Origin of the sequence: Streptomyces sp. NPDC015346 (assembly GCF_043078785.1) — a bacterium.
In the GTDB taxonomy this organism is placed as follows: domain Bacteria; phylum Actinomycetota; class Actinomycetes; order Streptomycetales; family Streptomycetaceae; genus Streptomyces.
Genome location: NZ_JBIBTW010000008.1, coordinates 149548 through 175189, shown reverse-complemented (window position 1 = coordinate 175189; position 25642 = coordinate 149548). Strand labels below are relative to the sequence as shown.

Annotated in this window: 18 protein-coding genes and 4 pseudogenes; 9 read left to right on the top strand and 13 right to left on the bottom strand. The window is 71.6% G+C overall.

The genetic code is table 11. The features are described 5' to 3' along the window. The first annotated feature begins 231 nt into the window (after positions 1 to 231). Together ACF06X_RS27355 and ACF06X_RS27350 are read left to right on the top strand one after the other, a co-directional pair. A pseudogene (locus ACF06X_RS27355) lies at positions 232 to 2111 on the top strand (HSP90 family protein). After that, positions 2112 to 5159 carry a tetratricopeptide repeat protein gene (locus ACF06X_RS27350; protein WP_392289938.1) on the top strand — a complete coding sequence of 1016 codons (3048 nt, stop codon included), beginning with the start codon at positions 2112 to 2114 and terminating at the stop codon, positions 5157 to 5159. 211 nt (positions 5160 to 5370) lie between these two features. Here ACF06X_RS27350 and ACF06X_RS27345 read toward each other — a convergent pair whose 3' ends face one another. Further along, positions 5371 to 6120, bottom strand: coding sequence for an SDR family NAD(P)-dependent oxidoreductase (locus ACF06X_RS27345; RefSeq protein ID WP_392289937.1), 750 nt, complete (start codon positions 6118 to 6120; stop codon positions 5371 to 5373). Positions 6121 to 6330: 210 nt separating this feature from the next. Between ACF06X_RS27345 and ACF06X_RS27340 the strand changes: the two genes are divergently transcribed. The 3 genes from ACF06X_RS27340 (at position 6331) to ACF06X_RS27330 (ending at position 9302) form a co-directional block, all read left to right on the top strand. Then, positions 6331 to 7848 (top strand): glycoside hydrolase family 6 protein, encoded by a 1518-nt coding sequence (locus ACF06X_RS27340; protein ID WP_392289936.1) that lies wholly within the window; start codon positions 6331 to 6333, stop codon positions 7846 to 7848. 60 nt (positions 7849 to 7908) lie between these two features. Continuing rightward, complete coding sequence (locus ACF06X_RS27335) at positions 7909 to 8295, top strand: VOC family protein (protein WP_392289935.1); 387 nt, start codon at positions 7909 to 7911, stop codon at positions 8293 to 8295. A gap of 173 nt (positions 8296 to 8468) precedes the next feature. Next, a complete protein-coding gene (locus ACF06X_RS27330) occupies positions 8469 to 9302 on the top strand; it encodes an SDR family oxidoreductase (protein WP_392290188.1) in 834 nt (277 codons plus the stop codon). Position 9303: 1 nt separating this feature from the next. Here ACF06X_RS27330 and ACF06X_RS27325 read toward each other — a convergent pair whose 3' ends face one another. From ACF06X_RS27325 to ACF06X_RS27310, 4 genes and pseudogenes are all read right to left on the bottom strand, one after another. Further along, entirely contained in the window at positions 9304 to 9696 is a 393-nt protein-coding gene (locus ACF06X_RS27325) for a VOC family protein (RefSeq protein ID WP_392289934.1), read from the bottom strand. Next, positions 9693 to 9815, bottom strand: a pseudogene (locus tag ACF06X_RS27320) (transcriptional regulator); the annotation flags it as partial. The pseudogene ACF06X_RS27320 and the gene ACF06X_RS27325, both read right to left, overlap by 4 nt. A 150-nt stretch (positions 9816 to 9965) precedes the next feature. Continuing rightward, positions 9966 to 10496, bottom strand: a complete 531-nt coding sequence (locus ACF06X_RS27315) for a hypothetical protein (RefSeq protein WP_392289933.1) — start codon at positions 10494 to 10496, stop codon at positions 9966 to 9968. 147 nt (positions 10497 to 10643) lie between these two features. Next, positions 10644 to 10841 (bottom strand): hypothetical protein, encoded by a 198-nt coding sequence (locus ACF06X_RS27310; RefSeq protein WP_392289932.1) that lies wholly within the window; start codon positions 10839 to 10841, stop codon positions 10644 to 10646. On the opposite strand from ACF06X_RS27310, the pseudogene ACF06X_RS27305 reads away from it, so the two are divergent. Beyond that, positions 10820 to 11041 (top strand): annotated as a pseudogene (locus tag ACF06X_RS27305) (VOC family protein); the annotation flags it as partial. The gene ACF06X_RS27310 and the pseudogene ACF06X_RS27305 overlap by 22 nt on opposite strands. 99 nt (positions 11042 to 11140) lie before the next feature. On the opposite strand, the gene ACF06X_RS27300 reads toward ACF06X_RS27305, so the two are convergent. The 4 genes from ACF06X_RS27300 to ACF06X_RS27285 form a co-directional block, all read right to left on the bottom strand. Then, complete coding sequence (locus ACF06X_RS27300; protein ID WP_392289931.1) at positions 11141 to 12181, bottom strand: vWA domain-containing protein; 1041 nt, start codon at positions 12179 to 12181, stop codon at positions 11141 to 11143. 120 nt (positions 12182 to 12301) lie between these two features. Further along, positions 12302 to 13312, bottom strand: a complete 1011-nt coding sequence (locus ACF06X_RS27295; protein WP_392289930.1) for a questin oxidase family protein — start codon at positions 13310 to 13312, stop codon at positions 12302 to 12304. A 165-nt stretch (positions 13313 to 13477) separates the two neighbouring features. Then, the gene (locus ACF06X_RS27290; protein ID WP_392289929.1) at positions 13478 to 15163 is read right to left on the bottom strand and encodes an ATP-binding protein; all 1686 of its coding nucleotides are present in this window, start codon (positions 15161 to 15163) and stop codon (positions 13478 to 13480) included. Then, entirely contained in the window at positions 15051 to 16667 is a 1617-nt protein-coding gene (locus ACF06X_RS27285; RefSeq protein WP_392289928.1) for a BTAD domain-containing putative transcriptional regulator, read from the bottom strand. The genes ACF06X_RS27290 and ACF06X_RS27285 overlap by 113 nt, the downstream gene beginning before the upstream one ends. Before the next feature lie 148 nt (positions 16668 to 16815). Here ACF06X_RS27285 and ACF06X_RS27280 point away from each other — a divergent pair, with 148 nt between their 5' ends. From ACF06X_RS27280 to ACF06X_RS27270, 3 genes are all read left to right on the top strand, one after another. Continuing rightward, on the top strand, positions 16816 to 17757 hold the full coding sequence (locus tag ACF06X_RS27280; protein WP_392289927.1) for an NAD(P)-dependent oxidoreductase: 942 nt from the start codon (positions 16816 to 16818) through the stop codon (positions 17755 to 17757). Next, the gene (locus tag ACF06X_RS27275) at positions 17750 to 18661 is read left to right on the top strand and encodes an NAD(P)-dependent oxidoreductase (protein WP_392289926.1); all 912 of its coding nucleotides are present in this window, start codon (positions 17750 to 17752) and stop codon (positions 18659 to 18661) included. Before ACF06X_RS27280 ends, ACF06X_RS27275 begins: the two co-directional genes overlap by 8 nt. Before the next feature lie 508 nt (positions 18662 to 19169). Then, positions 19170 to 19628 carry a hypothetical protein gene (locus ACF06X_RS27270; protein ID WP_392289925.1) on the top strand — a complete coding sequence of 153 codons (459 nt, stop codon included), beginning with the start codon at positions 19170 to 19172 and terminating at the stop codon, positions 19626 to 19628. 501 nt (positions 19629 to 20129) lie between these two features. Here the strand turns inward: ACF06X_RS27270 and ACF06X_RS27265 are convergent. The 4 genes and pseudogenes from ACF06X_RS27265 to ACF06X_RS27250 form a co-directional block, all read right to left on the bottom strand. Continuing rightward, on the bottom strand, positions 20130 to 20558 hold the full coding sequence (locus ACF06X_RS27265; RefSeq protein WP_392289924.1) for a VOC family protein: 429 nt from the start codon (positions 20556 to 20558) through the stop codon (positions 20130 to 20132). A 204-nt stretch (positions 20559 to 20762) separates the two neighbouring features. Next, a pseudogene (locus tag ACF06X_RS27260) lies at positions 20763 to 21107 on the bottom strand (IS5/IS1182 family transposase); the annotation flags it as partial. A 112-nt stretch (positions 21108 to 21219) separates the two neighbouring features. Next, a complete protein-coding gene (locus ACF06X_RS27255) occupies positions 21220 to 24798 on the bottom strand; it encodes a hypothetical protein (protein ID WP_392289923.1) in 3579 nt (1192 codons plus the stop codon). A 164-nt stretch (positions 24799 to 24962) separates the two neighbouring features. Continuing rightward, positions 24963 to 25547, bottom strand: coding sequence for a helix-turn-helix domain-containing protein (locus tag ACF06X_RS27250; protein ID WP_392289922.1), 585 nt, complete (start codon positions 25545 to 25547; stop codon positions 24963 to 24965). Positions 25548 to 25642: the final 95 nt, after the last annotated feature.

Below are 25642 nucleotides of genomic sequence, written 5' to 3'. Positions count from 1 at the left end.
GTTCCGGAACTCCTGTTCCGGCGAGCCGTCTCTCCGCGTGGCTGCCCGGTCGGCGGGTCCGGCCGTCACAGGAGCCGCGCCCGTAGGCAGCCTCCGCCCGCCCCGCCGGAACGCTTCGTCGGCGGCCCCCCTCCTCGTACCCCTGCCTCCGTACCCCGCCTCCGTACCTTTCCGTCCACTTTCCCGCTCGCGCCGCTCAGGCCGCGGGCGCCCACCGAAAGACTCCGCCAGGTGCCTCACTCCGAGACCGCCCACACCTTCCAGGTCGACTTGCGCGGTCTGGTCGACCTGCTCTCCCACCACCTCTACTCCAGCCCCCGCGTCTACCTGCGCGAGCTGCTGCAGAACGCCGTCGACGCCATCACCGCACGCCAGGCGATCGCGTCCGGCACGTCCGGCACATCCGGCACTCCCGGCACCATCACCGTACGCACCGGTGACACCCTCACCGTCACGGACACCGGCATCGGCCTGACCGAGGCCGACGTCCACCGGTTCCTCGCCACCATCGGCCGCAGCTCCAAGCGGACCGCCGACGGCGCCCTGGACGGCGCCGGGCTCGAGGCCGGCCGCGGGGACTTCATCGGCCAGTTCGGCATCGGTCTGCTCGCCTGCTTCGTCGTCGCCGACGAGATCACGGTGCTCAGCCGCTCCGCCGCCGACCCGTCGGCGCCCGCCGTCGAGTGGCGCGGCCACTCCGACGGCCGCTACACCATCCGTACCCTGCCCGCCTCGGCCGTGCCCGAGCCGGGCACCACCGTCCGTCTCGTCCCGCGCGCCGACAGCGCCGAGTGGACGAGCCCGGAGCAGGTGGCCTCCCTGGCCCGGCACTACGGCGGCCTCCTCCGTCACGAGGTCACCGTCGTCGGACCGCGGGGCGAGCTGCACCAGGTCAACGAGACACCCCCGTGGGAGCGGCACCACCGTTCCCCACTGGCGCGCCGCGAGGCGATGACCGCGTACTGCCGCGGCCTCTTCGACTTCACCCCGCTCGACGCCATCGAGCTCGACCTCCCGGCGGCGGGCCTGCGCGGCGTCGCCTACGTCCTTCCCACGGCCGTGAGCCCGGCCCAGCGCGCGGGGCACCGGGTGCATCTCAAGGGCATGCTGCTCACCGACCAGGCCCCCGAACTGCTGCCGGACTGGGCCTTCTTCGTACGCTGCGTGGTCGACACGACCAGTCTGCGGCCCACGGCGTCCCGGGAGTCGCTGTACGAGGACGGCACCCTGTCCGCCGTACGGGACGCCCTGGGCGACCGGATCCGTGACTGGCTCACCGGACTCGCCGCCAGCGACCCGTCCCTGCTGCACCGCTTCATCGACACGCACCACCTCGCCGTCAAGGCGCTCGCCCGTTACGACGACGAGCTGCTGCGCATCGTGCTGCCGTGGCTGCCGTTCGAGACCACCGACGGCAATGTCACCTTGAGGAGTTCGCGCGGACGCACCCGACCCTCCTGGTCACGCGCAGTGTGGAGGAGTTCCGCCAGGTCGCCCCCATCGCCGCGGCCGCCGGCCTGGGCGTCGTCAACGGCGGTTACACCTACGACCGCGACCTCGTGCTCCGACTGCCCGAGATCCGGCCCGGGACGTCCGTCACCGACCTCGACCCCGCCACCGTCACGGCCCATCTCGACGCCGTCGACCCGACCGCCGAACTCCGCGCCGCGGCCTTCCTCGCCGTCGCCCGGGAGACCATCGGCGTCCACGACTGCGACGTCGTCCTGCGCGACTTCCAGCCCGTCACCGCCCCCGCGCTCCTCCTCGACAACCGGGACGCCCGCCACGAGCGGACCAGGTCGAGCCTGGCCGCCGACAGCGACGGGCTGTGGGCCGACATCCTCGGCTCCCTGCGCCACGAGACCCCGCGCGCCCAGCTCGTCCTGAACCACCTCAACCCGCTGGTCCGCCAGGCGATCACGATCACCGAGCGCGGCCTGGCCGTCACGACCGCCGAGGCCCTCTACGGCCAGGCCCTGCTGCTCAGCCGCCGTCCGCTCCGGGCGAGCGAGAGCGCCCTGCTCAACCGGGCCTTCATCGGCCTGCTCACCCACGCCATGCACCACTCCGGCACGGCGGCACCCGGCTCCGAGCCCCGGAAGGAAATGTAGATGCTGGACACCCCCGAGGCCGTGGTCGAGGCGCTGCGCGAGAACAACGACCGCCCCCACGGCCTGCAGCGCACCATCACGGCCGAGGAGCTCGTCGAGGCCGCCGAGCCCTTCGACAAGCCCGACGTCCTCGTCACGGCCCTGCTCGAACTGATGTCGGCGTACGAGTTCACCGGCGAACACCGCAAGTCGCCCGTCACCTTCGCCCGCCTGCTCAAGCTGTGGGACACCTCCCCCGAGTCCTTCAGCCAGTGGGAGGCCCACCAGATCTTCTGGCGCTTCAAGTGGGTGACGACGTCCCTGCTGCAGGTGCCCGAGGTGCCCCTGGCCACCGTCCACGGCTGGATCGACCAGATGCGCGTCCGCTACGAGAAGGCGGACCACGGCATGCAGCCGGTGGCGGCGATGCGCTACCACGTCGCCTCCCACACCGGCGCCGGGGTCGCCGACGCCTACGACCTGTGGGCCACCCGGCCCCGTACCGAACTGAGCGACTGCGAGGCCTGCGAGACCCGGCACCTCGCCTGGCACCAGGTGACGTCGGGCGACGACGCCGCGGCCCTCGAGAGCTGGCGACCGGTCCTCGACGGAACGATGGGCTGCAGCGAGGAGCCGCAGATGAGCCAGGCGCGCGCCCTGCTGCCGCTGCTGCGCGCCGACCGCGCGGACGAGGCTCGCTCCCACCACCTCACCGGCTACCGGCGGGTCCGGGGCAATACGGGCATGCAGGACGAGGTCGGTCTGCACCTGGAGTTCTGCGCCCTGTCGCGCAACGAGGGACGGGGGCTGGAGATCCTGGCGGAGAACCGTCCGCTGTTCGAGGCGACCGGCGCTCCGCTGGCCCGCCTCGGCTTCCTCACCGGCGTCGAGGTGCTGCTCCACCGTCTCGTCGGCGACGGGCACGCCGACACCGCCGTCGCCGGCCCGCCCGGACGGAACTGGACCGCAGCCGAACTCCTCACCCATGTCCGTTCAGAGGCGGACCGGCTCGCCGGCGCGTTCGACGCACGCAACGGCACGACGGCCGTCGGCGACCGCCGCCGGCTGCGCCTCGGCCGGACCCCGCTGCTCGACGAGCCGCTCCCGCTCGGACTGCGGACCTCCCTCACACGCCCTTCCGGTGCGGGGACGGGTGCGGGTGCGGGCCGGGGTGCTGGTGCCGGGGCCGGGGCCGGGGAGCGGGCGGCGGCCGTCTCCACCGCCGTCCCGACGGCCGCCGCCGTGCCGGACCTTCCCGAGGATTTCGTCTCCCTGGTGCGCGAGGCGCGGCGTCTGGCGGCCAAGGGGCACCCCGGCAGCACCAGGCTCTGGGCCCGTGTCGCCGAACGCGTGGCGGACGAGAACGCCACGCACGACCCCCGGCTCGGCCCCGAGGACCTGCTGCGCGCGGAACTCGCCGAGCACCGCGCGTACCTGCTCTCGCAGGACGACTTCAGCGCGGAGAGCGTCACCGAGCTGCGACGCGCCGAGGTTCTGTTCGAGCGGCTCGGGATGCCCTGGCACGCCCTCTCCGCCCGTACCCGGGTCTTCGCCTGGACCACCGCCCCGGACGAGAGCGCGGATTCCCGTACCGAACGGCCCGACGCGGAGGCGGTCCAGGCTGGCCTCGACGAGACCAGGCGCGCAGTGGAACGTCTTCTGACCGAGGCCCCGCTGACCGGCGAGGCCCCGGGGGAGGGGGAGCCGGAGTCGGAAGCCGAGAGGCGGACGGAGCGCGTACTGGAGTACCTCGGCGTGCTGTACTCCCGCACGTTCGCCGCCTACCAGGAGGTGCTGCGGGAACTGCCGGAGCCCACCGGTTCGGCGGTCGAGCGGTTCGAGGAAGAGGCCCGGACACTGCACGCGGAGGCGGAGCGTCTGTCCGTCCCCCACCAGATTGCCAGCGCGCGGCAGTTCGTCGCCGACCTGGCCGGCCGCCGGGGTGACCTCGTGCGCGCCGAGGCGGAGCTGCGCGCGGCACTGGAGAACGTCGACGACTCCGGGCGCCCCTGGCGCGGATCGCGCCCGCGCGCGCTGCTCGCCCAGATCCTGCTGGCCAAGGACGAGCCGGCGGAGGCGGTGGAGCTGCTGCACCGGGCCATCGCCGACGCCGTCCGCCACGACGACACGGACTTCCAGCTGGCACCCACGTACGCGCTGCTCGGCCACGCCGCCTCGCATCTCGGGGACTCCGGCGGCGCCGTGCGGTACCTCTCGGAGGCCGCCGCGCGGTTCGACCAGGACGGGGCGCACAACGAGGCCACGGACATGCGCCTCCAGCTCGCCGACGTCCTCGCGCGCACCGGGCAGCGGGCCGACGCCGTCGCCGTACTCGAATCCGTACTCTCCGACGAGTCGGCCTCCGCCCTCGACGAACGACTCGTCGCCCAGGCGCGGCTGACCCTGGCACGGGGGCTGCGGGAGCTGGAGGAGTACCTGCCCGCGGCCGAGGAGTTCCTGCGGCTTGCGGACACCGTCGCCGGGTGGGAGGACGACCGCGCGGTGCACACCCTGGTGGCGGCGGAAGCGGCCACCGCGCTGGCGATGGCCGACCGCTGGGACGCGGCGGACACGGCGTACGCGCGCGCCGTCGCGTCCCACGCCGAGGCACCGAACCCCTCCGTGATCAGCACCATGATGTGCGAGTTCGCACGCCTCACCATGCTGTGCCGGGGGAGCGAGGGCCTGGACGCGGCACTGGGCCATCTGGCACAGGCCGACGAGGTCCGGGCCGCTGTGCCGGAAGGCACCGAGAACTTCGTTCCCTGGTACGAGAGCGGCACCGTGCACTACCGCCGCGCCCGCGTCCTGGCGGAGGCCGAACGCTTCCCGGAGGCCCTGGCGGAGGCGGAGGCCGCCATCGCCGCCCACGAACGGGGCGGGGAGCACGGCGAGGTGCCGCGTGCCGAAGCCGTCCGGATCGCCGCCCTGATCGAGGGCAACGGCCTCGGCCTGTTCAAGGAGGCCGTCGCCCGACTGACGACGGCGGCGGCGCGCTGCAGGAAGGCGGAACTCCCCGAGGCCGCCGAGATCCTCAACGCCCTGCGGGAGGACTATCTGGCGCGGTAGCTGCGGCCCGCCCGGTCGACGTGCGAAGGGCTCCCGGGCGGGCTCCATGCTCAGGATGGGGCCAGTTGTGGGATCGCGCGCGCCGAGCGGATTCGGCCAGGTCAGGTCGGGCCCGGGTGTGACCAGGTCGGGCCAGGTGTGGTCAGGTCGGGCCGGACGCGGTCAGTCGGGCCCGGTCAGGTCGGGTCGGGCCGGGTCGGGTCGGGTCAGGTCAGGTCAGGTTCAGTCCGCCGTCGAGCACGACGACCTCACCGGTGAGGTACGTGCTGGCGATCAACGACGCGACGAGGTCGGCCACGTCGGCGGGCTGAGCCGGGCGCCGCATGGGCGCGCGGTCCCGCCACAACTCGTGTGCCTGGGCCCAGTCCTTCGTCATGGGCGTGTCCACCAGCCCTGGAGCGACCGCGTTCACCCGCACCTCCGGCCCGAGCGCGGCGGCGAGGAGCCGGGTCACGTGGTTCAGCGCGGCCTTGCTCGCCGCGTACGGCACGGAGGAGCCCTTGGGGCGGACCCCTGCGTGGCTGGTGATGTTCACGATGCTGCCGCCGTCGGGGGACCGGCGTAGCGCCGGAAGTGCCGCCGTGCACAGCACCCAGGGCGCGATCAGGTTGACCTCCAGCAGCCGCCGCCAGTCCGCCGGCGTCGCCGCGGCCAGGTCGTCGTGCGGGATCGGCCAACTGATGCCCGCGTTGTTCACCAGCACGTCCAGCCGCCCGAACCGGTCGAGTGCCGCCTCGACCAGCCCCCGAGCCTCGTCCTCCACCGCCAGATCCGCCCGCAGATACGCCCCGCCGAGCTCCGCAGCCAACGCCTGCCCGGCCTCCGCACTGCGCCGCGAGTGCACGACCACCCGCGTCCCGTCCTTCGCCAGCCGGCGCGCGACGGCCTCCCCGATGCCCGACGTGGAACCGGTGACCAGGGCGACGGCCCGGTCCGTCGGCGTGGTTCGTTCAATGCTCATGACGGTGGATCCTGTCACGGCCTCCAGGGGAGGTCTCCGCTCGTCGTCACTGGGTGCCGCGGGGGAAGAGCGGGGAAACGGACACGTTCGCAGCCCTCGCCTGTCACACTGAGAACGCGCCCCGCCGTCTCCCCCGTCGGCGGGGCGCTCTTGTCCCCCGTGGTGCTAAGAAGATCGAAACCGATCGAAGAGGACCGAAGAAAGCTGAGCATGAAAAACACCTCCATAGCACTCACCACTCTGAGCGCCTGCGCGCTCGCCGCGGCCCTTCTCACCGTCCCCGCCACCGCCGCCGAGGCGGCACCCGAGCAGGCCGTCTACGGCGAACTGGCGCGCAACGGCACCTTCGACACGGACACGGCGAACTGGTGGGGGAGTTCGGGCGTCTTGGTGAGATCCGTGGACGGCGCGCTGCGGGCCACGGTCGAACCGGCCCCCGCCGACCAGGTCGGGCAGTGGTATCGCACGGTCGTGGGGCAGAACGACATCAGGCTGCGCCCGGGCGTCACGTACACCCTGTCCTTCGACGCCAAGGCCTCCAGGACGACGAAGGTCAAGTCGACGGTGCAGCTGGGGACCGAGCCGTACCCGACGTCCCTGGCCAACGAAGTCGGCCTGACGACCACCGCCCAGCGGTTCAGCTGGACCTTCACGTCCACGCTGGATTCGAACGACGGGCACATCGACTTCCAGGTCGGCGGCCAGGCCGTCAGGACCGACGTCATCCTGGACAACGTCTCGCTGACCACCTCGACGGCGCGCGAAGGCTTCTACACCGACCCCGCCGGCACGGCGATGAGGTGGGTCCAGGGCACGACGGACCCCCGCGCCGGGAAGATCAAGGCGGCCATCGCGGACCACACCACCGTGAAGTGGTTCGGCAACTGGGACGCCGACGGCAACGCCGCGACCGGCATCCGCGCCGAGGTGAGCGACTACGTGGGAGCGGCGGCGGCCAAGGGGAAGCTCCCCGTGCTCGTCGCCTACAACATCCCCGGCCGTGACTGCGGCGGCGCCTCCTCGGGCGGCTCCGCCGACGCCGACCGCTACAAGGAGTGGATCGACGCCTTCGCCCAGGGCATCGAGGGCCGTCCGGCCATCGTGGTCCTGGAGCCCGACGCGGTCGCCCAGTCCTCCGACCCGGCCTGCATCTCCGGTGAAGCCCTCGAAGCACGCTTCGACATGCTCTGGTACGCCAACCAACACCTCAGGGCGCAGGGCCCCTTCGTCCAGACGTATCTCGACGGAGGCAACGCCACCTGGACCTTGGGGCAGGACCTCAGCGGCAGTGACGGCAACGGCGGCATCGGCCTGAAGCGGATGGCCTATCTGCTCAACCGCTCCGGCGTCTCGATGGCCCGCGGCGTCTCCATCGGCGTCTCGAACTTCGACTCCACCGAGATCTCCAACGAGTACGGCAGCAGGCTGGCCGCCCAGCTCAAGGCCGACTTCGGCGTCGACGCCCGCTGGGTCGTGGACACCGCCCGCAACGGCAACGGCGCCTATGTGACGCCCGGCGTCCCGAGCAGCGGGCACGTCGGCTTCTGCAACCCGGCCGGGCGCAAGCTGGGCGTGACCTCACGGGCCGGCACGGGCGGCGCCGAGTACCTCCTGTGGATCAAGAACCCGGGCGACTCGGACGGCGACTCCGCCGAATGCCCGGCGGGCTCCCCGCCGGCCGGCTCCTTCTCCCCGGACCTCGCCGACGCCCTCATCGACGGCCGCTGAGCCGGTGCCGGCGCGCCCATGTAAGCAGACAAGAAACGCAAGAAGACCGGAGGACCTGTCATGCGAGTCAAAGCCTTCGACCACCTGGTGCTCAACGTGACCGACGTCGACAAGGCGCTGGAGTTCTACACCGGCCCCCTGGGCCTCGCCCCCGAGCGGGTCGAGGAGTGGCGGGCCGGCAAGGTGCCCTTCCCGTCCGTGCGCATCGACGAGAGCACGGTCATCGACCTCTTCTCCCGTCCGCGAGGCGAGTCCAACGTCGACCACATCTGCCTGGTCGTGGACCCGCTCGACTGGCAGGAGGTCATCGACTCCGGGACGTTCGACGTCATCGAGGGCCCCGTCCCGCGCTGGGGCGCGCGCGGCTCGGCGCAGTCGGTCTACGTCAAGGACCCGGACGGCAACACGGTCGAACTGCGCTGGTACCCGCAGGACGCCGCCAGCTGAACAGCTTCCCACTCAGCGCTCTACCCGGCGAAACAGGCAGGCCGGGTGGAGCGCTGAGCCCGTCACGTGGTTGGAGGGCGCGCCACCGTCCTTGACCTCAAGCCTTGTTGAGGTTCTAGCGTGTGGCTTACCTGACGACCGACGACCTGACGACCGACGACGGGAAGACACTCATGATCCTCGTGACCGGAGCCACCGGAAACATAGGCAGTGCCCTGCTGAGGGAGTTGCGCGCTCGCGGTGCAGGGCCGTTGAGAGGCCTCACGCGTGATGCCGCACGGGCTGTCTTCCCCGAAGGCGTCGAGGCCGTGGAGGGCGACTTCGCGGAGCCGGCGTCGTTGAAGCCCGCGCTCGAAGGGGTGCGCTCGCTGTTTCTCGTGTCGGGTCTGGGATCAGACGCCGAGATTCTCGAAGCCGCCCGCACCGCGGGTGTGGAGCACGTCGTCCTGGTGTCGTCCATCACCGTTGAGACCCACCCGCACCTGGGCCCCGCCGGCAGGAACCTGGCAGTGGAGCAACTGCTCAAGGCGAGCGGCATGGCCTGGACGATCCTGCGGCCGACGCAGTTCGCCTCGAACGCCCTGATGTGGGCGGACACCATCCGGGCCCGCGAGACCGTCCGTGCGCCGTACGCCGAGACCGCGCTGCCGACCATCCACCCTGCGGACATCGCGGCGGTGGCCCGGGTGGCACTGACCGAGCCCGGCCACCGGAGCCGCACATACGCCTTGACCGGTCCGGAACCGGTGACCGCCCGAGGGCAGGTCGAGGCCATCGCGGCGGCACTGGGCCGGGAGGTCCCCTTCGTCGAGATCAGCCGCCGGGAGGCCCGCGCACACATGGTCGCGGTCTTCGGGGCCGAGGCCGCGGAAGCGGTCCTCGACGTCACGGGTGGAGACGTGAACGACGGGCTGCTGAGGGTGCGCGACACGGTCACACGGATCACCGGAACGCCGGCCCGCCCGTTCCGGCAATGGGCTGCGGAGAACGCCGACGCCTTCCGTTGAATCACATGGACTTGCTGTGCATGATCTGGATCAGGTTGCCGCAGGTGTCGTCCAGAACCGCCGTCGTGACGGGACCCATCTCCAGCGGCTCTTGGGTGAAGCGCACCCCGAGCCCCCGCAGTCGGTTGAACTCCGCGTGTACGTCGTCCACGGCGAAGGAGGTGGCCGGGATCCCGTCCTCGACCAGCGCCGTCTTGTACGGCTGCACGGCCGGGTGGCCGGAGGGTTCAAGCAGCAGTTCGGTCCCGTCGGGGTCCTCCGGCGAGACCACGGTCAGCCACCGGTCCGTACCCAGCGGGACGTCGTGCTTCTTCACGAAGCCCAGCACATCCGTGTAGAAGCGCAGGGCCTTGTCCTGGTCGTCGACGAAGACGCTGGTCAGGTGGATCCTCATGGAGTGTTCTCCGGTGTGTCGGGCCTGAGCCATCGCATCACGACGCGCTCAAGGGGTTCGGTGTTCAGGTCGTGGAATTTGTAGCGTCCCTGGCGCCGCGAAACGACCAGACCCGCCGATCCCCGGACGGTGTGTTCCCCCGCACTACTGCACCGCGGAGGACACTCGGCTCACCCCGGCAGCGGTCCGGCTCCTCGAAGACCCCGAGAAGCCCGATGACGGTCCCGTACCACCCCCAAGAGACGGAACCACGCGCGCGGCACCGGCGGTCAGAGCTTCCCCGCGAGCGTACGGATCCGGTGGCCGAGGACGCGGCCGAACCCCGCGACGAACTCGGGGCGGAGCAGGGCCGCGTTCCATATCTCGAAGCCGAGGTGGGCGAATGCGAAACGGTCGTCCTCCCACGCCCACTCGGCCAGCGGGACCATGCGACCGCACGCCGGGCACCGCAGCTCGGCGGTGCCGGTCCGGCGCCAGACCTCCACGGCTCCCGGCCAGGGTGCGACGTCGGCCCGCGCCGAGCAGTGCGGGCAGACGGGGGAGCCGTCGGAGCCGAGGGATCCCCAGAAGACGGTACGGCGGGTGATGACGGCCAGCCCGTCGGTGCTCTGCTTCGGCCACTGTGTGACGTCGTCCCACCGTGGCCCCGGCGAGTACACCGGCCTGCCCAGCATCTCGGACGTCCGCTCCGCGTGTACGACCCCCTCGCTGACCAGCCACGCCACCACCCGCGCCCCCAGCGCCTCGGCCTCCTCGGCGGTCGCGTCGATGTCGGCGATCGTCTGGAAGTAGTCGCCCATCAGCCCTCACCCGGGCCGCGGCGGTTCCGGGAAGGGGAACGCCGACGACCTTTCATCGTCCCGGCCACCACCGCGCCCGACCGCATCGGATGATCGTTCATGTGGCGAACCCTGCCAGACGGCACTGACAGAAGCAGAACCGCGGGCCTACTGCGTCCGCCCGGCCTCGGTGCGCAGGGAGAGCAGAATCAGGAGCGCGAAGGTGGCGAAAGCGGCGCTTGTACGGGCGTAGTCGAGCGGCACGGCGTTGAAGGCGGGTACGAGGTTGGCCGCCCCGTAGCCGAACGCGCCGGCGAGGGCGCCGGTGGAGAGCAGGGCGAGGCCCTGGACGAGCCGGATGCGCATGGGGATCATTCCTTCAGCGCGTTCCCGAGCCCAAGACGGCCAAGAACCGCATCCATGTGGACTTGGTCGCCGACGACTTCCCCGAGGCCGTCGCCCGCGCCGCAGCGCTGGGAGCCACAGCGGTTGGAGAGATGCAGGAGAACCTCTGGCAGGTCTGGCAGGACCCCGAGGGGAACGAGTTCTGCATCTGCGTGTCGTGATCCGCGGCGCAGGCCGTCCCCGCAGTCGGTCCCGGCGGCGCCTCGCCGGCCGGAGGGCGGCCCGCGAAGCCTCCAGGACCGACCGGGGCTTCCACGGGGTCAGGACATCAGCAGGAGCCGCGTGTGCGGTACGAGCTTCCGGTTCACGCTGGTGCTCTGGACGAAGATCGTGAAGTCGTCGTTGTGGTCCGGCTTGACCCGCACTTCCACGTCCGGCAGGCCGAGCAGAGCTCGCGCCTCGGGCCCCGTATACACCCGGTCCGTCTTCTTCTCCAGTACCGCTATTTGCTTCCGCGCCTGGATCTTCTCCGACTTGCTCAGCTGATAGAACGCAGCACCCGTACGGTACGTGTGCCCGCATTCGACGACCCATTCCCGGATCGCCGCGTCACGAGCCACCGGAATCAGCTGGTAATCCGACGGATCCACTGGGGTGAGACCGGCCGCCTTGATGGTGTCCTTGTTGACCGTCTCCGCACCCGCGGAGAACACCGCCCGAGATCCCCGGACACCCTGCGTGCGGCCGACCATGAATTTCTCGGTGGCCTGCCGGATGACCTGCCCGGCCTCCTCCAGACCTCGCGTGCTCGTGGCGTCCCAGACGGCGATGTTCTCCTTCGGGAAACCGCACTGCATCGCCTCGCGCTTGCCCGCCTGGTCCGGCACCAGCACGGCAAGCGTCCAGTTGTCCTCCTGCGTCTCGATCATCTCGGCGACGGCCTTCACCAGCTCCCGCGGATCGCTCGCGGGGGCATCCGGGCAGCGGTGACTCGCGTTCTCCTGCCCGTCGGTCAGTACGAACGTCAGGAAGCTGTGGTCGCCGTACAGTTGAGCGGTCTGAGCAAGCTCGCGCTGCGACTTCAGCGCGGCGGCCAGCAGAGCCGTCATTCCACCGACCCGATACAGCTGCTTCAGCGACGGCATCCGCAGCACGTCCTTGTCGTAGATGACGCACTCCACCTTGTCGGCGAAGACGTACACCGTGACGCGGGTTTCCTGGTCCAGCTCCCTCGACCGGCGAGCGAGATATTCGATCTGCTGGTCGGCGACCTCGACGACCTTGCGGCTCAGGTGCGACATGGACGAACTGGCGTCCAACACGAGAGCGACGTGATTGATGTAGTTCTGCTTTCCGGACATGAAAGCTCCCCCTCTTTCCGACGTGATGCTCCTACCGTCTCACCCACCACTGACAATCGATCGTGGCTCCCGGACCGGAGGAAGAGCCGGTCGCTTCCCTGCGGCGGGCTCTGCTGCCGCCTACCTCAACGGTTCGCTCAGCTCGATGGAGCGCACAGCCGCCGCCAGGGCCGGTTCGTCGCCGACATCGAGGGCCGTGTCGGTCAGCTTGATGACGTGTTCGTCGCCGTGTGCCAGGGCTCGCTCGAAAATCTCGTCGGCGGTGAGCGTGCCCGGTGGGGAGTACGCGACCGGCGAGTCGGGTGCGTACATCGCCGTCACCGCCGCCGAAGCCGTCCAGGCGGCCCGCAGACTCGGTACCCAGAAGGGCTGGGGGAGCGCGGGCAGGGCGCGCAGGACGGCGTTGGGAGCCGTGGCCGCGTGGACCAGCATCGTCTCCTCGCCGTGGCCGTGAGTGGCATACCGGTGGGTGGCCGCCCGCACCAGTTCGGTGAGACTGCGGTACGCCTCGTTGGGGTCCGTGATCGCGGCCGCCCACACCGGCAGGGCCGTGACGCGGCTGAGTCGGTCGGGGAAGCCGCCGTCCCGTTCGGCGAGGGGAGGTACCGCATCGAGGGCGGCGGCCGCACTGCCGGCGCCGGCCAGCGGGGCGATGCCCGTGACAGGGCGGTGGCGAGCGGCCCAGTAGCCGAGGCCGTGGGCGAGTTCGGCCAGGCGGGGTTCGGTGCTCTCACCGGCCAGAAGAGTGCGCACGGCGTGGCCCACCCGGATCACCGGGTGCGTCGAGCCGCCGTACATGCCGGGCAGAAGACGGGGCCACCACCGCGTGAGTACCTCGCGCCAGGGACGTTCGGTGATCTCGCGCTCGAAGTAGCCGATCCAGTCGCCGGCCCGGCGCGGATCACCCAGGGCGGAACGCCAGTTGGCCTCCGTGACCGGCTCCGTGCAGGACGGAAACTCCTCAAGCTTGCGTGCGTACACATCGAGCCAGCGGTGCACCGAACGTGCCTGTCCGCGAGCGGCGAGCGCCTCGACGGCCATCGGCGCGTGATTGGTGAGCCGTCCGAGCCGCTCGGGCCCTGAGGTGTGCAGTCGTTGGAGTGCCTCGTCCAGAATGCCCGTCGTATCCATGGCTGGAACGCTAGGCGGGGTGCCATGACGGCGTAACGGGCTGAAGGCTTAAGACCTGACCTAGGACGCGAGAAGGGTGTGCCCTGGGGCGGAATCGCTGCCTCCGTACGGTCGACTGACACACAGTCACAGTCACCAGCGGTGGTCCACGCGGCCGGGGCTGGTTCATGCGGATCCGCCGTCGGACTCGTCGATGTCCGCTGAGAACGCGGCGGTGAACGGCGGCATTCCGAGCGCCGCGAGGACTCTGGCGGTGATGCGGTCCACGTCGCCGCGTTCGGCCTTCGGCAGTGGGGCGCCGGCGGCCTCGCGGGCACGGGCGGCCGTGCCGAGCAGGCGGGCGGCTCGCTCCGGCTCTCCCAGGAGGACGTAGGCGCCGGCCAGGCCCTCGTACGCGAGAGCGACGGCCCTCGGATCGCCGCCCTCGCGAGCTACCGCGAGGCTCTGGCGGTGCAGGGAGAGGGCATCGGCGGCCTGGCCGCGCTGTTCGGCGAGGAAGCCCAGTTCGGCGAGCAGGAGTGCGGGGCCGGGGTCGAAGTCGAACCGCCGGTGCCAGGCGAGGGCCGTGCGCAGGTGCTGCTCGGCGAGGTCGAGGTCGCCCTCGCGCCGGGCCGCGAGCGCGAGGCCGATCTCCGCGTGGATCTCGCCCGCCGCGTAGCCGTGCTCGGCGGCCAGGGCCATCGCCTTCCGGTGCAGTTCGGTCGCCTCTGGGACGTCACCGGTCAGCAGGGCGACCCTGCCGAGCCCGGTGAGCCGGTCGGCGGCGTGGGTCCAAAATCCCAGGTCCTCGGCGAGCCGGAGGCCCTCCCGGTGCAGTTGTGCGGCGCGCGCGTAGTCACCGGTGATGCCGGCCAGCGCGGCCAGCGGATAGCTCGTCTGCAACTGCCCCCAGTGGTCGCCGAGTTCCTCGAACAGGGCATGGCCCTCCCCGGCGCTGTGGCGTACGGCGGCCAGGTCACCCCGTAGCAGGGCCTGCGCGGCCCGGGTGCTGAGCGCCGCGGCGGTACCCCACCGATCGCCGGCGGTACGTAGACGATTGAGGGCTCGGTCCACCAGGGCCTCGCTGCGGGACAGGTTCTCGCCCGCGCTGAGCAGCGCGTAGCCGAGGAACCAGACGCCACGCGCGGAACCAGCCTTCTCGGTGGCTGTCTCGCCGGCAGCTGTCGCGTCGGCGGCTGTCTCGTCGGTGGCCGTCACGTCGGGCGTCCGGACCGTACGGCCGGATCCCTGCGCGGCCAGCACGGTGAAACCGGCGTGCCAGAGGAGTGCGTCGGACCGGAGCGCGGGCTCCGCGTGGCCGGAGAGCCGCAAGGCCCCCTCCAGCGACCGCCGTGCCTCGCTCAGACGCCCACGCAGGAACCAGTACCACGTCGAGGCGAGCGCCAGGCGCAGGGCCCCGGTGACGTCCTTCCCCCGCACGGCACGCTCCAGGGCGCCGCGCAGGTTGCCGCGTTCCTGGTCGAGGAGTGTCAGCCGGCGCTGCTGCTCGGATCCGTACAGGTGGGGTGCCGCCTGCTCGGCCAACTCGGTGTAGTAGGCCTGATGGCGCCGGTTCAGGACGTCGCTCTCGCCCGCCTCCGCCAGTCGTTCCAGCGCGTACGCCGCTATCGACTCGGGCAGCCGGTATCGGGGGCCGTCGGCCACGGTGACCAGCGAGCGGTCCACCAGACGGATCAGCGGACCGAGGACGTCGATTTGGTCGCGGCCGCCACCGCCCCCGCGCCCATTACGGTCCCCGTCACCGCACACCCTCTCGGCCGCTGCCAGAGTGCAGCCGTCGGTGAAGACGGCCAGGCGGCGCAGGACCATCCGTTCGTCGTCGGTGAGCAGCCCCCAGCTCCAGTCGATCACCGCGCGGAGGGTCCGCTGGCGCGGTGGTACCCCGCGGTGGCCGCCGGACAGCAGACGGAACCTGTCGTCCAGCCGGGCGGAGATCTCGTGCACACCCAGCGCACGAACCCGAGTGGCGGCCAGTTCCAGCGCGAGCGGTATCCGGTCGAGGCGACGGCAGATCGTCGCGACGGCCTCGGCGTTGCGCTCGGTGACGGCGAATCCGGGCGCCGCGGCCGCCGCGCACCGCGAACAGGCGCTCGGCGTCGGTCTGCGACAACGGCGGCACGGTCCACACCTTCTCCGCGGCCAGCCCGAGGGGCTCCCGGCTGGTGGCCAGAACGCTCAGCCCCGGGGCGGCGGCCAGGATCCGGCGTACGGTCTCGGCGGCCGACTCGACGACGTGCTCGCAGTTGTCCAGCACCAGCAGCAGTCGCCTCGGACGCAGTACGTCCTCCAGGCCCACGGCGCCCTCTTCGCGTACGCCCAATGCGGAGCTCAGCTGGTCGGCCACGTCCGTGGAACCGGCGAGGCCGACCATCCGGACACCGTCGGGGAAGGCATCGGCAGCCATGCGGCCCGCCGCTTCCTCGGCCAGCCGGGTCTTGCCCACTCCTCCCGAGCCGGTCAGCGTCACCAACCGGTGTGCGGCCAGGAGTTCGCGTATCGCGGACACCGCTTCCGTCCTCCCGATCAATTCCGTGAGAGGAGCCGGCAGGGTGCCGACGCCGGCTCTCCCGCGTCCGCCCTGCCGGGGAACGGGAGCCGCCACCCGCAGCGCCGTGTCGTGGCGGAGGATCGCCTGGTGGAGGGCGGCCAGTTCCGGCCCGGGATCCACGCCCAGCTCATCGGCCAGTCGCCTGCGCACCTCGGTGTAGACGGCCAGCGCTTCGGACTGCCGTCCGGCCTGATACAGCGCCCGGAGCTGAACGGCGCGCAGCCGCTCCCGCAGCGGGTGGCGGCCGGACAGCTCCGTCAGTTCGCCGATCACCGCATGGTGCTCGCCCAGTGTCAGACGGGTCTCGGCGAGCGCTTCCAGGGCGGTCAGCCGCTGCTCCGCGAGCTGCCCGGCCGCGGATCGTACGGATTCCATGTCGCCGAGGCCGGCGAAGGCGTCGTCCCCCTTCCACAGCGCCAGGGCCTGCGTCAGCAGCTCCGCTTTGGTGCGCGGGTCCTCGGTGGCGTACGCGGCAGTGGTCGTCTCGGCGAACCCGCCGGAGTCCACGTCGTTCGAGCCGACGCGCAGGACATACCCCGGCGCCCTCGACTCGACCAGCTTCTCGGCCCCGGGTTCGGCCCGCGCCAGGGCGCTGCGCAGCCGGGAGACCTTCGTCTGCAGGGCGCCGGCCGGGTCGCGGGGCAGGCGGTCGCCCCACAGATCGTCCACCAGCCGGTCGGCCGAGACCGTACGTCCCGCACGCACGAGCAGAACTCCCAGCAGCGCGCGGACCTTCGCCTCGGGAATGTCGACCGCCCCTCCTGCGGTCGTCGAGACGGTGAGAGGCCCGAGCACGGAGAAGTACATGGGCAAACGGTAACGGGCGGCCTCCCCGGCACGGCCGCCCGGAGACCGACAGCGGCCCGACAGGGCCCCGACAGCGCCGGTCCGCACAGTGAGGTCACACCGAACCAACCGGTTCGGTGAAGTACACGACGACGAGCGGGAGTTCCCCATGCCGGAGAACGCGACGAACCAGAACCAGAACCAGAACCAGAACCAGAACCAGAACCAGAACCAGGAGCGGTCGGATGTGTCGGTGCTCGGCCTGGGCCAGATGGGATCCCGGCTCGCCCAGGCATTCGCCGCCGCCGGCCACACGACAACCGTTTGGAACCGCACCGCAGCGAAGGCCGACACACTGGTCGTGCAAGGCGCCTCCCGCGCCACAGGCGTGGACGCCGCGGTCTCCGCGAGCCCGCTGGTGGTGGTCTGCCTGCCCGACTACGCGACCGTACGGGACGTGCTCGCACCGGTGGCGGAGAACCTGAGGGGGCGGACTCTGGTGAACCTGACCTCGGGGACTCCGCAGGAGGCCACGCGGATGGCCGACTGGGCGGCCGGACACGGCGTCGCGTACCTGGACGGAGCCGCGATGAGCGGTACGCGGCTGGTCGGGCGGCCGGAGGCGCTGTTCGTGTTCAGCGGCTCCGAGCACGCCTTCGCCGCGCACCGAGAGGTGCTGGCCGGCCTGGGCAACTCCGTACACCTTGCCGCTGATCCGGGGCTGGCGCCGGTGTACGACACCGCGCTGTTCGGCCTTGCGTGGGGCGCACTGTCCGGCTTCTACCACGCCCTCGCGCTGGCCGGCGCGGCCGGCGTCGAGCCGACCACCTTCGCGGCGGTGGCGACGCAGCACATGCCGTTCGTCACCTCGCTGATGGCGGACCACGCGCGCCAGGCGGAGGAAGGCCGCTTCCCCAACGACGACGGCACGGTCGAGGTGCACGCGGCAGCGATCGAGCACCTGGCCCACACAAGCCGGAGCCACGGCCTCCGCACCGACGTGCCGGATCTCTTCAAGACCCTGCTGGAGCGGGCGGTGGCCGACGGGAACGGCGCCAGCGGCATCGCCGGCGTCATCGAGACGATCACGGAAGGAGAGCGCAATGCCTGAGCGCGCGGAGCCACGCGTCACGATTCTCGGGCTCGGCACGATGGGCCTGCCGATCGCCGACGCGTTCATCGCCGCCGGCTACCCGACGACGGTCTGGAACCGTACCGCCGCGAGGGCCGACCCGCTCGTCGCGCGCGGCGCCACTCGCGCGACCACCGCGGCCGAGGCGGTCGCGGCCGGCCCCCTGGTGATCGCGCCGCTCCTCCACCACAGCTCCGTACGACAGACCCTCGAGCCCGCGGGCGCGGCGCTGCGCGGCCGCACTCTGGTCAACCTCGCCACCGTCACCCCCGCCCAGGCCCGCGAGCTGGCCGCCTGGGCCGCCGACCACGGCGCCGACTACCTCGACGGCGCGATGATGGCCCTTCCGCAGACCGTCGCCACCCCGGAGGGATTCTTCCTCTACGGTGGTTCCCAGGATGCCTTCACCACCTACCGCCAGGAGTTGGAGGTAATGGCTCCGGCGCACTACTTCGGTCCGGACCCCGCTGCGGCCGAGATCCATTCGCTGGCGCTTCTTGGCACCGGTTCCGCGGCCCTCACCGGATTCCTGCACGCCGCGGCACTGCTCGACCCGGTGGGCACCACTCCGGAGGCCTGCGCCCCGCTCGCGGCCCGATGGCTGTACGGCATGGCGGAGTTCCTGCCGGAGCTGGCGCGCGAGGCAGCATCAGGAACATATGAGGACGGGGTGTCGACCGTCGACCTGAACCGGGTCGCGGTCGACAGCCTCATCCACCTGAGCCGCGCCGGCGGGATCGCCTCCGACGTACATGAGCCGCTGAAGGTCCTGCTCGACAGACGGTCGGCTGACGGCCACGGGCAGGACAGCTTCTCCAGCGTGTTCGAGCTGCTGCGACCACAGGGCACCCCTGGAGCGATCTCGACATCCGGCTCTGGTTGACCGTCCAGTCGGCCGCTGAGCGTTGCGCGTTCGAGCAGCCGCTGACCTACCTGCTCGGTCATGTCGTCCGACCCGTCGTCCGACCCGTCGTCCGGCCGGTTGGCCGCCCGCCCGCCCGCCGAACGAGCCCGGCGGCAGCCAACCGCCGACGCGCTGGTCCGGGACGCGGTGACTGTGCTGGGGCCCCGGCGTAGGGGGGGTGCGCGTCAGTTCACCTCCGCTCTGCTCCTGGGGCTGGAGGCTCTGCCGACCCATCACTGCCGGTTTCACCGTCAGGGTTCCGGAACGGTATGGGTACCAGGGGGAGGTCTGTGGCGTTACTCGTTGCGGTACCGTCGGGAGGCGCCGTCGGGTGTTTCAGCCAGGCCTGGACCACCCTCACTTCCGACCCGTGCCGGAAGGGAGGGGCGGGTTGGGCCCGGGGCCCAGTTCCGGGTGCAGTACCGCCGGGCCCGCACGCACCTCGTAGAACCGCTCCCGAATCCGTCCCCTCACATGCGAGGCCCTGATGACCACGCCCCAGCGCCCCGTCCGCCGCTCCCTCGCCGCCCGCACGGCCGCCTTCCGTGAGCGGGTCGACCCGGCCCGCATCGGCCGGCGTTCGGTGCGCCGCCGCGCGAAGGGTATGACTGCGGCCGACGTCGCGGCGGCCCTCGAGGACGCCCGGTTCTTCGCCAGGCAGGACTCCGGACACGAGGACGCGGCCGACGACGTGCGCGGCCTGGCCGAGCTCGGGGAGTGGGAGCGCATCGCCCAGCTGCTCGCAGCCGGGGCCCCGGGCACCGTGTACGACCCGGACGCCGACGTCGTCGTCCAGGCCGACCTCGCCGCCGAAGCTGCCGCTCGGGACGCAGAGCCGCGTGAGGCCGCCGGTATCGCGGCCAGCGCCGACAAGCTCCAGGCACTGCGCGATGTCACGCTGGAGCAGACCGAGCCCGACAAGGGCGACGAAGCCATCCGGGATTGATCCGTCCGCCGCGCCGGGGAGTACGTACAGGCCGACATCGAAGCCGGGCTCGCCTATGCCTTTGCCGCACGCGCGGCCGCCGCCGACCTGCGGCCGCAGCAGGTCCTTCTGCGCTGACAGGTGGAGCCCCCAGCGGAGGGCCGCTCGGTCCAGGAAGTACGGGGCGAACTGCGGCCCAGAGCACCACATGCACTGCTGGATCGCTATCGTCGCGTCGTCGGGGACGAGCACGACCACGACGACCGCGTCGACGAGGACTTCCGGACAGTCTCGCCCTAGACGAGAACCACCTGGGGTTGCTCGCCGGATACGCCGAAGCCTATGTCTCTGGCCGGGGCCGGCCGGGGAAGCTGCCGCTCGAGGATCGGGTGCTGCTAGTGGCCGCATGAAGACCTGGAAGATCCTCCACGACTGCCGCCTGCGCGGCGACGGCCCACCGCCACGCTCGGCATCGCTCGGCTGCACAACCTCGCCCTCACGGGATGACTCCCGCCCGTACGCTCAGTCGATACAGAACTCGTTGCCCTCGATGTCCAGCATCGGGATGCACGAATCATTGCCGTCATACAGCGTTCGCACGTGTACCGCGCCGAGCGGGACCAGTCGTGCGCATTCGGCCTCAAGTGCGGCGAGGCGCTCTTTTCCCACCAGCCCGGTGCCGACCCGCACATCAAGATGCACCCGGTTCTTGGCGGCCTTCCCCTCGGGGACGCGCTGGAAGTACAGCCGCGGACCCACACCTGAGGGGTCAATGCAGGCGAACCAAGAATCCCGCCGCTCAGGCGGCTGCGAGCGCCTGTAATCATCCCAAGTGGCAAACCCCTCTGGCGGCGGCGGTACGACATACCCCAACACCTCACACCAGAAACGAGCGAGACGCTCGGGTTCTGCGCAGTCAAAGGTGACCTGGAACTTCTTGATCTCTGACATCGGTGCACCGTACCAAGGGCACCTGGGTTTCTGCCGTCAAGTTTTTCTCCGAGAGCCTGCCCGCAACCCGTCAGGCGCCGGGCCGTCTCGGACATCAAGCGATCCAACCGGACAGCGCCACAAGGGCGATGCGACGCTGGCGGAAGCCCACGGGGGTCACCAGGATTCAGCGCTGCCCGACTACGCGCATGTCAGAGATCAGTTGTGCTTCATGCGGGCGAAGGCGTGCTCGACGCGGGCCCGGACCCTGCGGTGCTCGGCGTTGTCTTCCTGTTCGCCGGGCAGCAGGGCACGTCCTTGACGTTGCGGTGCGGGACGACGAGACCGGTGTCGATGTAGGCGCCGTCGGCCAGCACGGTCACGCCCACGCCCTCGCGTCCGCGGTGGTGCCGGGCACGGGACGTGCCGCGGCGATCACCGGCTTGGTGTCGGCATCCCCTGCACGTTCGCGGAGCACCGGTAGTTGCGTGAGGACGCACCGGTCTTCCGGTCACGGACCTGGATCAGCGTGCCGTCCACGATCCACAACCGTTCAACCGCGTCGGCCGGCGGGTGGCCGGCGCGAAGGTGGTCCGTGAACGGGGTGGGAACGGTCCCGGCGGCGGCCGGCCGTGGGGCGACGACCGCGCCCCGTTTCGCCTCGATCATCGGGGGCTCAGCCTCAGCCCAGGGCCGTGGCGTACGCCGCCTCCCGGACTTCCAGCTCCGGGTGGCGGCGCAGTGCGACAACGGCCGAGCGGCAGCTCTCCGGCCAGTTCTGGCGGGCTCCGAGAGCCGTGGCGAGGCCGACGGCGAGGAGGCCTTCCACAAGACCGCCGTCGCCGCTCAGGGCATCGACCGCATCAAGAGCGGCGGCGGGATCGGCAAGCGGGTCGCCGTACCGGTGCGCTTCCTCCAGATCCTCGGCCACGCGGACCGCGAGGACAGGGCGGCCCCCGATCGCGGCGGTCAGCTCTCGGAGCGAGAGCAGCAGGTGGGGCGCGGCTGCCTCAAGATCGAGGGCCCGTACGAGAAGGGCTGTGCGGAGAGCAGTGACTGCCGGTTCGGCCGCCAGCCGCCGGGCCAGGGCCGCGCACATCCGGCGGTCCCGGATCGACGAGCCGATGAGGGATTCCAGACGACGGCGTGCCGGTAGGTCACCACCGCGTACGCCGCCTTCCTCTTCACCGGCAGCGATGAACGCCAGAAGCCGGTCCACCACGTCGAGCAGAAGGCTGCCGGGCTCCACGCCGCCGATCGGGTGGGGCAGTTCGGACTGGGCCAGGTCCGTCAGCCCGTAGCTCGCCCGCCAGACACTCAGGGGCGAGGTGAGGTCGGTGTAGACGCATGCCAGCGTCGTGCCGGCCGCCGACGTGTACCGCGCCCAGTCGTGGAGGCTGAACAGAGCCTGGCCTGCCACCTGTTCCTCGGCGACGAAGGGCAGCCGCGCGATGAGCTCCCCGTACCGCGACCGATGTGCCGGGGCCAGATCCGCCGGGTTGACGTCCAGGAGGGTACGCCGGGCGGCATCCGGCCCCTCGATGGCGGCCGACTCCACCAGGGCCCACATCTCGTCGTTCGGCAGCAGCGTCGTGGCCAGACCGACGACGGTGGCGTGTACGTCCGGGTGGATGCTCCGCGTGCTGCCCACTGTGGACAGGAGGGCGGTGGCGGCGTCCGGAGGCAGGTGCCGGGCGGCGAGCCGGGCGGCGGCCTTCCTGACCGTGACCTTCGCCCCGTTCTCGCCGGTCAGTACGTCACGGAGCAGGGCCGCGACCTGCGTGGGCCGGGCGTGTGCCGCCGCCCGGGCGGCCGCGGACCAGGCGGCTGCGGCTTGGTCGTCACCAGCGTGGTCGAGCAGGGCGCCGAGCGCCGAGGCCGGGTCGTCCGTGTGGGCGGCCGCGTCCAGAGCCGCTGCCGTCAGAGCGGGCTCGACATGGCAGGCCGAGGGCCCCGCCGTGTCATCGGAACCGGCTACGGTCGCCACCGAGGCGGTGTACTGCTGGAGGAGGGCCCTCCCATGCTCCGGCACCCGCGCCACCGCACGGAGCAGCGCGGCACGTTCGTCGAGACCCCGGCCGGGGTCGGCGATGGCGGCCGCGGCCAGCCGGACCGCGGCCTCCTGCTGCCGAGGCAGCCACCGGTCGGCGTACCGGAACGGGGGCAGCGGCCGGGGGGTGCCCGCCCCAGGGAACCGGCCGCCCGGGAGGGGGCTTTCGAGAAGGGCCTGGTCCAGCAGGTCCGTGCGCTCCGCGGCCAGTACGGCGAGCACCTGGGGCACGAAGGCCGCGGACGGCTCCCGTGCCAGCAACTCCGCCACCCGGTCCCCACGGGTCGTGGGGTCGGCCGTCCAGGCCGCGGCCACCTCGCCGAAGACGCCGTCCGGGCAGGTGCGCAAAGCCTGTTCGAGGCGGTCCTGGAGTTCCGGGATCCGGTAGGCGCGGTGTCCGCAGGACCTCACCAGGCCGAGCAGGGGCACGACATCGCCGCGGGCGGCTGCCCGGTCCAGCCACGGGCCGAGTGCATGGAGCAGGGCGCGTACTCCGCCGCCGCGCACCATGTTGCCCAAACGACCGAGTTCCACCGTTCCGGTGTGAGCGGTCAGCGCCTCTATGAGGCGTACGGCAGTCCGCAGCGCGGCGCCACCAACGGCACCGGCAGAGGCATCCGTGGCGGAAACATTCGTGGCGGAGGCGTCCGTGGAAGGGACAACCGCGGAAGGGACATCCGCGTAAGGAGCCTCCCTGCCGGCTGGGACCCCCTTACCGCCGGCTGGGACCCCCTCCACAGCCGTGGCGAGCAGGGTCACCGCCAGGGCCCGGATCGTTTCCCGGGTCCCGAGCGAGCAGTCCCGGGCCGCCAGGGCATCCAGGCACAGCTGTTCCAGGGATTGGGACCCGGTGCGGCCTCCGGCGGACGCGCCGGTTCTGACGGCTGCCACGAACAGTGGTGCCGGCAGGTCGGCGAAGGCGGCCAGGGCCTCCCCGCGTACGGGGTCGCGCTCGTTCGTCAGTCGGTCTGCGGCCAGCGCGAGGACCTCCGCGACCTGTCCCGGATCACGGGTGTGGCCGGCGTTGGAGGCCAGCCGGTCCCAGATCGTCCCGCGTTCCTCGGCGTCACTGGTACGGAAGGCGGCCAGCAGCTCGGGGCGGGCCTCGGCAGGTGGAAGCAGGGCCATTAGACCCCAGAGATCCCAGTCCGAGCCGCCGCGTTCGGCACGAAGTCTTACGATCGCGGCACGGGCCCTGGCATGCCGCTCGTCGGTCGGCAGCAGGGCGAGCACCCCTTCATGCGCCCGGACATTCCTGCGTGGATCACCCGCGGTGACGACGGCATCCACGAAGCCGGGCCTGCGCGCCGGTGGCACCGCGCGCAGCAGAATGCCGAATGCCTCCCGGTGGAACCACCGGGCCCCAAGCAGGGGCAGAGACGGCGGATCCGCGGCCACCAGCTGCCTCATCACCGCCCGGCCGGGTGTCCGTTCCCACCGCGCGGCCGCCCGGCGGGGATCAGCGAGCCAGCGCGTGACGCGCTCGGCGTCCACCGCGACGAGGTCGCCCAGCCGGTCGTGCACCGGACCGGGCAGGTTGTCGGGGCCGTAACGTTCCAGCCGATCCAGCACGCGCCCCGGCGCGGCGGGCAGGGCGGCGGCGTGCCGTCTCCACCAGTCATCACGCGACCGCTTGGCGAGGCCGCTGAGTTCCCGCTCCACGTGGGCGAGGACAGCGTCGGGATGGCGAACGGCCAGAGTGCTCAAGTCCTCGGACGCGAGCGCCCCGGCGAGTTCGGGCAGCATCCGCGCGGTGAACTCCGTCGAGCAGCCCGGCAGCAGGCGGGCCGCGTCCTGATCGCCGTACTCGGTGCGGACCCGGAGCACCAGCCGCTCGGCGAGCGCGGGCCGCCGCCCGTCGCGCAGCAGCCGTGCGAGGTCGGCGCGGACCACGGCGGGCGCGTCGTCGTAGGCGGCCTCGACGGCGGCGTCCGGGACGGGCAGTCGGCGGGCGCCGCGCAGCGCGTACCGCCGGACCACCGGGTCCGTGTCGCCGAGCCGAGCAACCAAGTGCCCCATCTCCCCGGCGGCCAGGGCCGCCAGCGCGGCGAGGCGGCGCTCGTACAGACCGAGCACATCCAGCGCGGCGAGCAGAGGCCGCAGTTCGCCTTGGGCGGCGAGCCGGTGAGCGGTGACGGCGGTGTACCGCAGTCGGGCGGCGTGCGGCAGGGGTTCGAGGGCGGCGAGGAGTTGGCCGGCGGGGGAGATCATCGCCGGCATTGTGCCTGATGGCGTGCCCCCGCCCCATCGAATATCGGACTGGGCGGCACGGACGACGCGCCGCTTCTTCGACGCTCGGGTTCCTCAGTTATGAGGCCGCACCGATCACCGGGCGGCGGGCGCGTCTCGGCCTCCGCGGGCTGAACACGGGTTGGTCAGTTCGAGGAGCCGGGGCCGGGCGGAAGGTGGACGGTCATGATCAGGTGGCAGGTCTCGGTGCCGGCGCCTCGGTAGGTGTGGGGGGCGTCGCCTTCGAAGGTGGCGGTCTGGCCCGCTTCGACGGGGTGCTCGGCGCCGTCGACGACGAGGGTCATACGTCCTGAGGTGACGCTGACGGTTTCGACGACGCCGGCCTGGTGGGGGTGGCTGGGGTATTCCTCGTCCGGTTCGAGTTTCCAGCGCCAGACCTCGACCGGGGCCTGGCCCGAGGTGGTCAGCATGAGCCGTGCCTCGCTGCCCTTGCTTCCGGTCCACAGTGGCATCACGGCGTCGGCCGTCACGACTCGGACGCGTCCTTCGGCGGGGCCTTCCAGCAGGGCGGAGACGGAGACGCCGAGGGTGTCGGCCAGCCGGACCAGGGTGGCGAAGTTCGGGTTGCCCTGCGCCTTCTCCAGTCCGACCAGGGCGCCCTTGCTGACTTTCGCGCGCCTGCCCAGTTCGTCCAGGGACAGGCCGGCGCGGTGGCGGGCCGTCCTGACGTTGTGCGCGAGCGTCCGCAGGGCTTCCTCTGTCTCGGCCATCTGATCGTTCTCCTCGCCAGGGGACCGGTTCATTGCACCGTCCGGTCGTTTGGTTGACAGCCGACGGTCGATCCATTGTGCGGTTTAGTCGTTCC

Excerpts from the sequence above, each read along its gene's own strand:
- ACF06X_RS27350 (WP_392289938.1), top strand. The coding sequence starts at position 2,112 with ATGCTGGACACCCCCGAGGCCGTGGTCGAGGCGCTGCGCGAGAACAAC.
- ACF06X_RS27345 (WP_392289937.1), bottom strand. The coding sequence starts at position 6,120 with ATGAGCATTGAACGAACCACGCCGACGGACCGGGCCGTCGCCCTGGTC.
- ACF06X_RS27340 (WP_392289936.1), top strand. The coding sequence starts at position 6,331 with ATGAAAAACACCTCCATAGCACTCACCACTCTGAGCGCCTGCGCGCTC.
- ACF06X_RS27335 (WP_392289935.1), top strand. The coding sequence starts at position 7,909 with ATGCGAGTCAAAGCCTTCGACCACCTGGTGCTCAACGTGACCGACGTC.
- ACF06X_RS27330 (WP_392290188.1), top strand. The coding sequence starts at position 8,469 with ATGATCCTCGTGACCGGAGCCACCGGAAACATAGGCAGTGCCCTGCTG.
- ACF06X_RS27325 (WP_392289934.1), bottom strand. The coding sequence starts at position 9,696 with ATGAGGATCCACCTGACCAGCGTCTTCGTCGACGACCAGGACAAGGCC.
- ACF06X_RS27315 (WP_392289933.1), bottom strand. The coding sequence starts at position 10,496 with ATGGGCGACTACTTCCAGACGATCGCCGACATCGACGCGACCGCCGAG.
- ACF06X_RS27310 (WP_392289932.1), bottom strand. The coding sequence starts at position 10,841 with ATGCGCATCCGGCTCGTCCAGGGCCTCGCCCTGCTCTCCACCGGCGCC.
- ACF06X_RS27300 (WP_392289931.1), bottom strand. The coding sequence starts at position 12,181 with ATGTCCGGAAAGCAGAACTACATCAATCACGTCGCTCTCGTGTTGGAC.
- ACF06X_RS27295 (WP_392289930.1), bottom strand. The coding sequence starts at position 13,312 with ATGGATACGACGGGCATTCTGGACGAGGCACTCCAACGACTGCACACC.
- ACF06X_RS27285 (WP_392289928.1), bottom strand. The coding sequence starts at position 16,667 with ATGTACTTCTCCGTGCTCGGGCCTCTCACCGTCTCGACGACCGCAGGA.
- ACF06X_RS27280 (WP_392289927.1), top strand. The coding sequence starts at position 16,816 with ATGCCGGAGAACGCGACGAACCAGAACCAGAACCAGAACCAGAACCAG.
- ACF06X_RS27275 (WP_392289926.1), top strand. The coding sequence starts at position 17,750 with ATGCCTGAGCGCGCGGAGCCACGCGTCACGATTCTCGGGCTCGGCACG.
- ACF06X_RS27270 (WP_392289925.1), top strand. The coding sequence starts at position 19,170 with ATGACCACGCCCCAGCGCCCCGTCCGCCGCTCCCTCGCCGCCCGCACG.
- ACF06X_RS27265 (WP_392289924.1), bottom strand. The coding sequence starts at position 20,558 with ATGTCAGAGATCAAGAAGTTCCAGGTCACCTTTGACTGCGCAGAACCC.
- ACF06X_RS27255 (WP_392289923.1), bottom strand. The coding sequence starts at position 24,798 with ATGATCTCCCCCGCCGGCCAACTCCTCGCCGCCCTCGAACCCCTGCCG.
- ACF06X_RS27250 (WP_392289922.1), bottom strand. The coding sequence starts at position 25,547 with ATGGCCGAGACAGAGGAAGCCCTGCGGACGCTCGCGCACAACGTCAGG.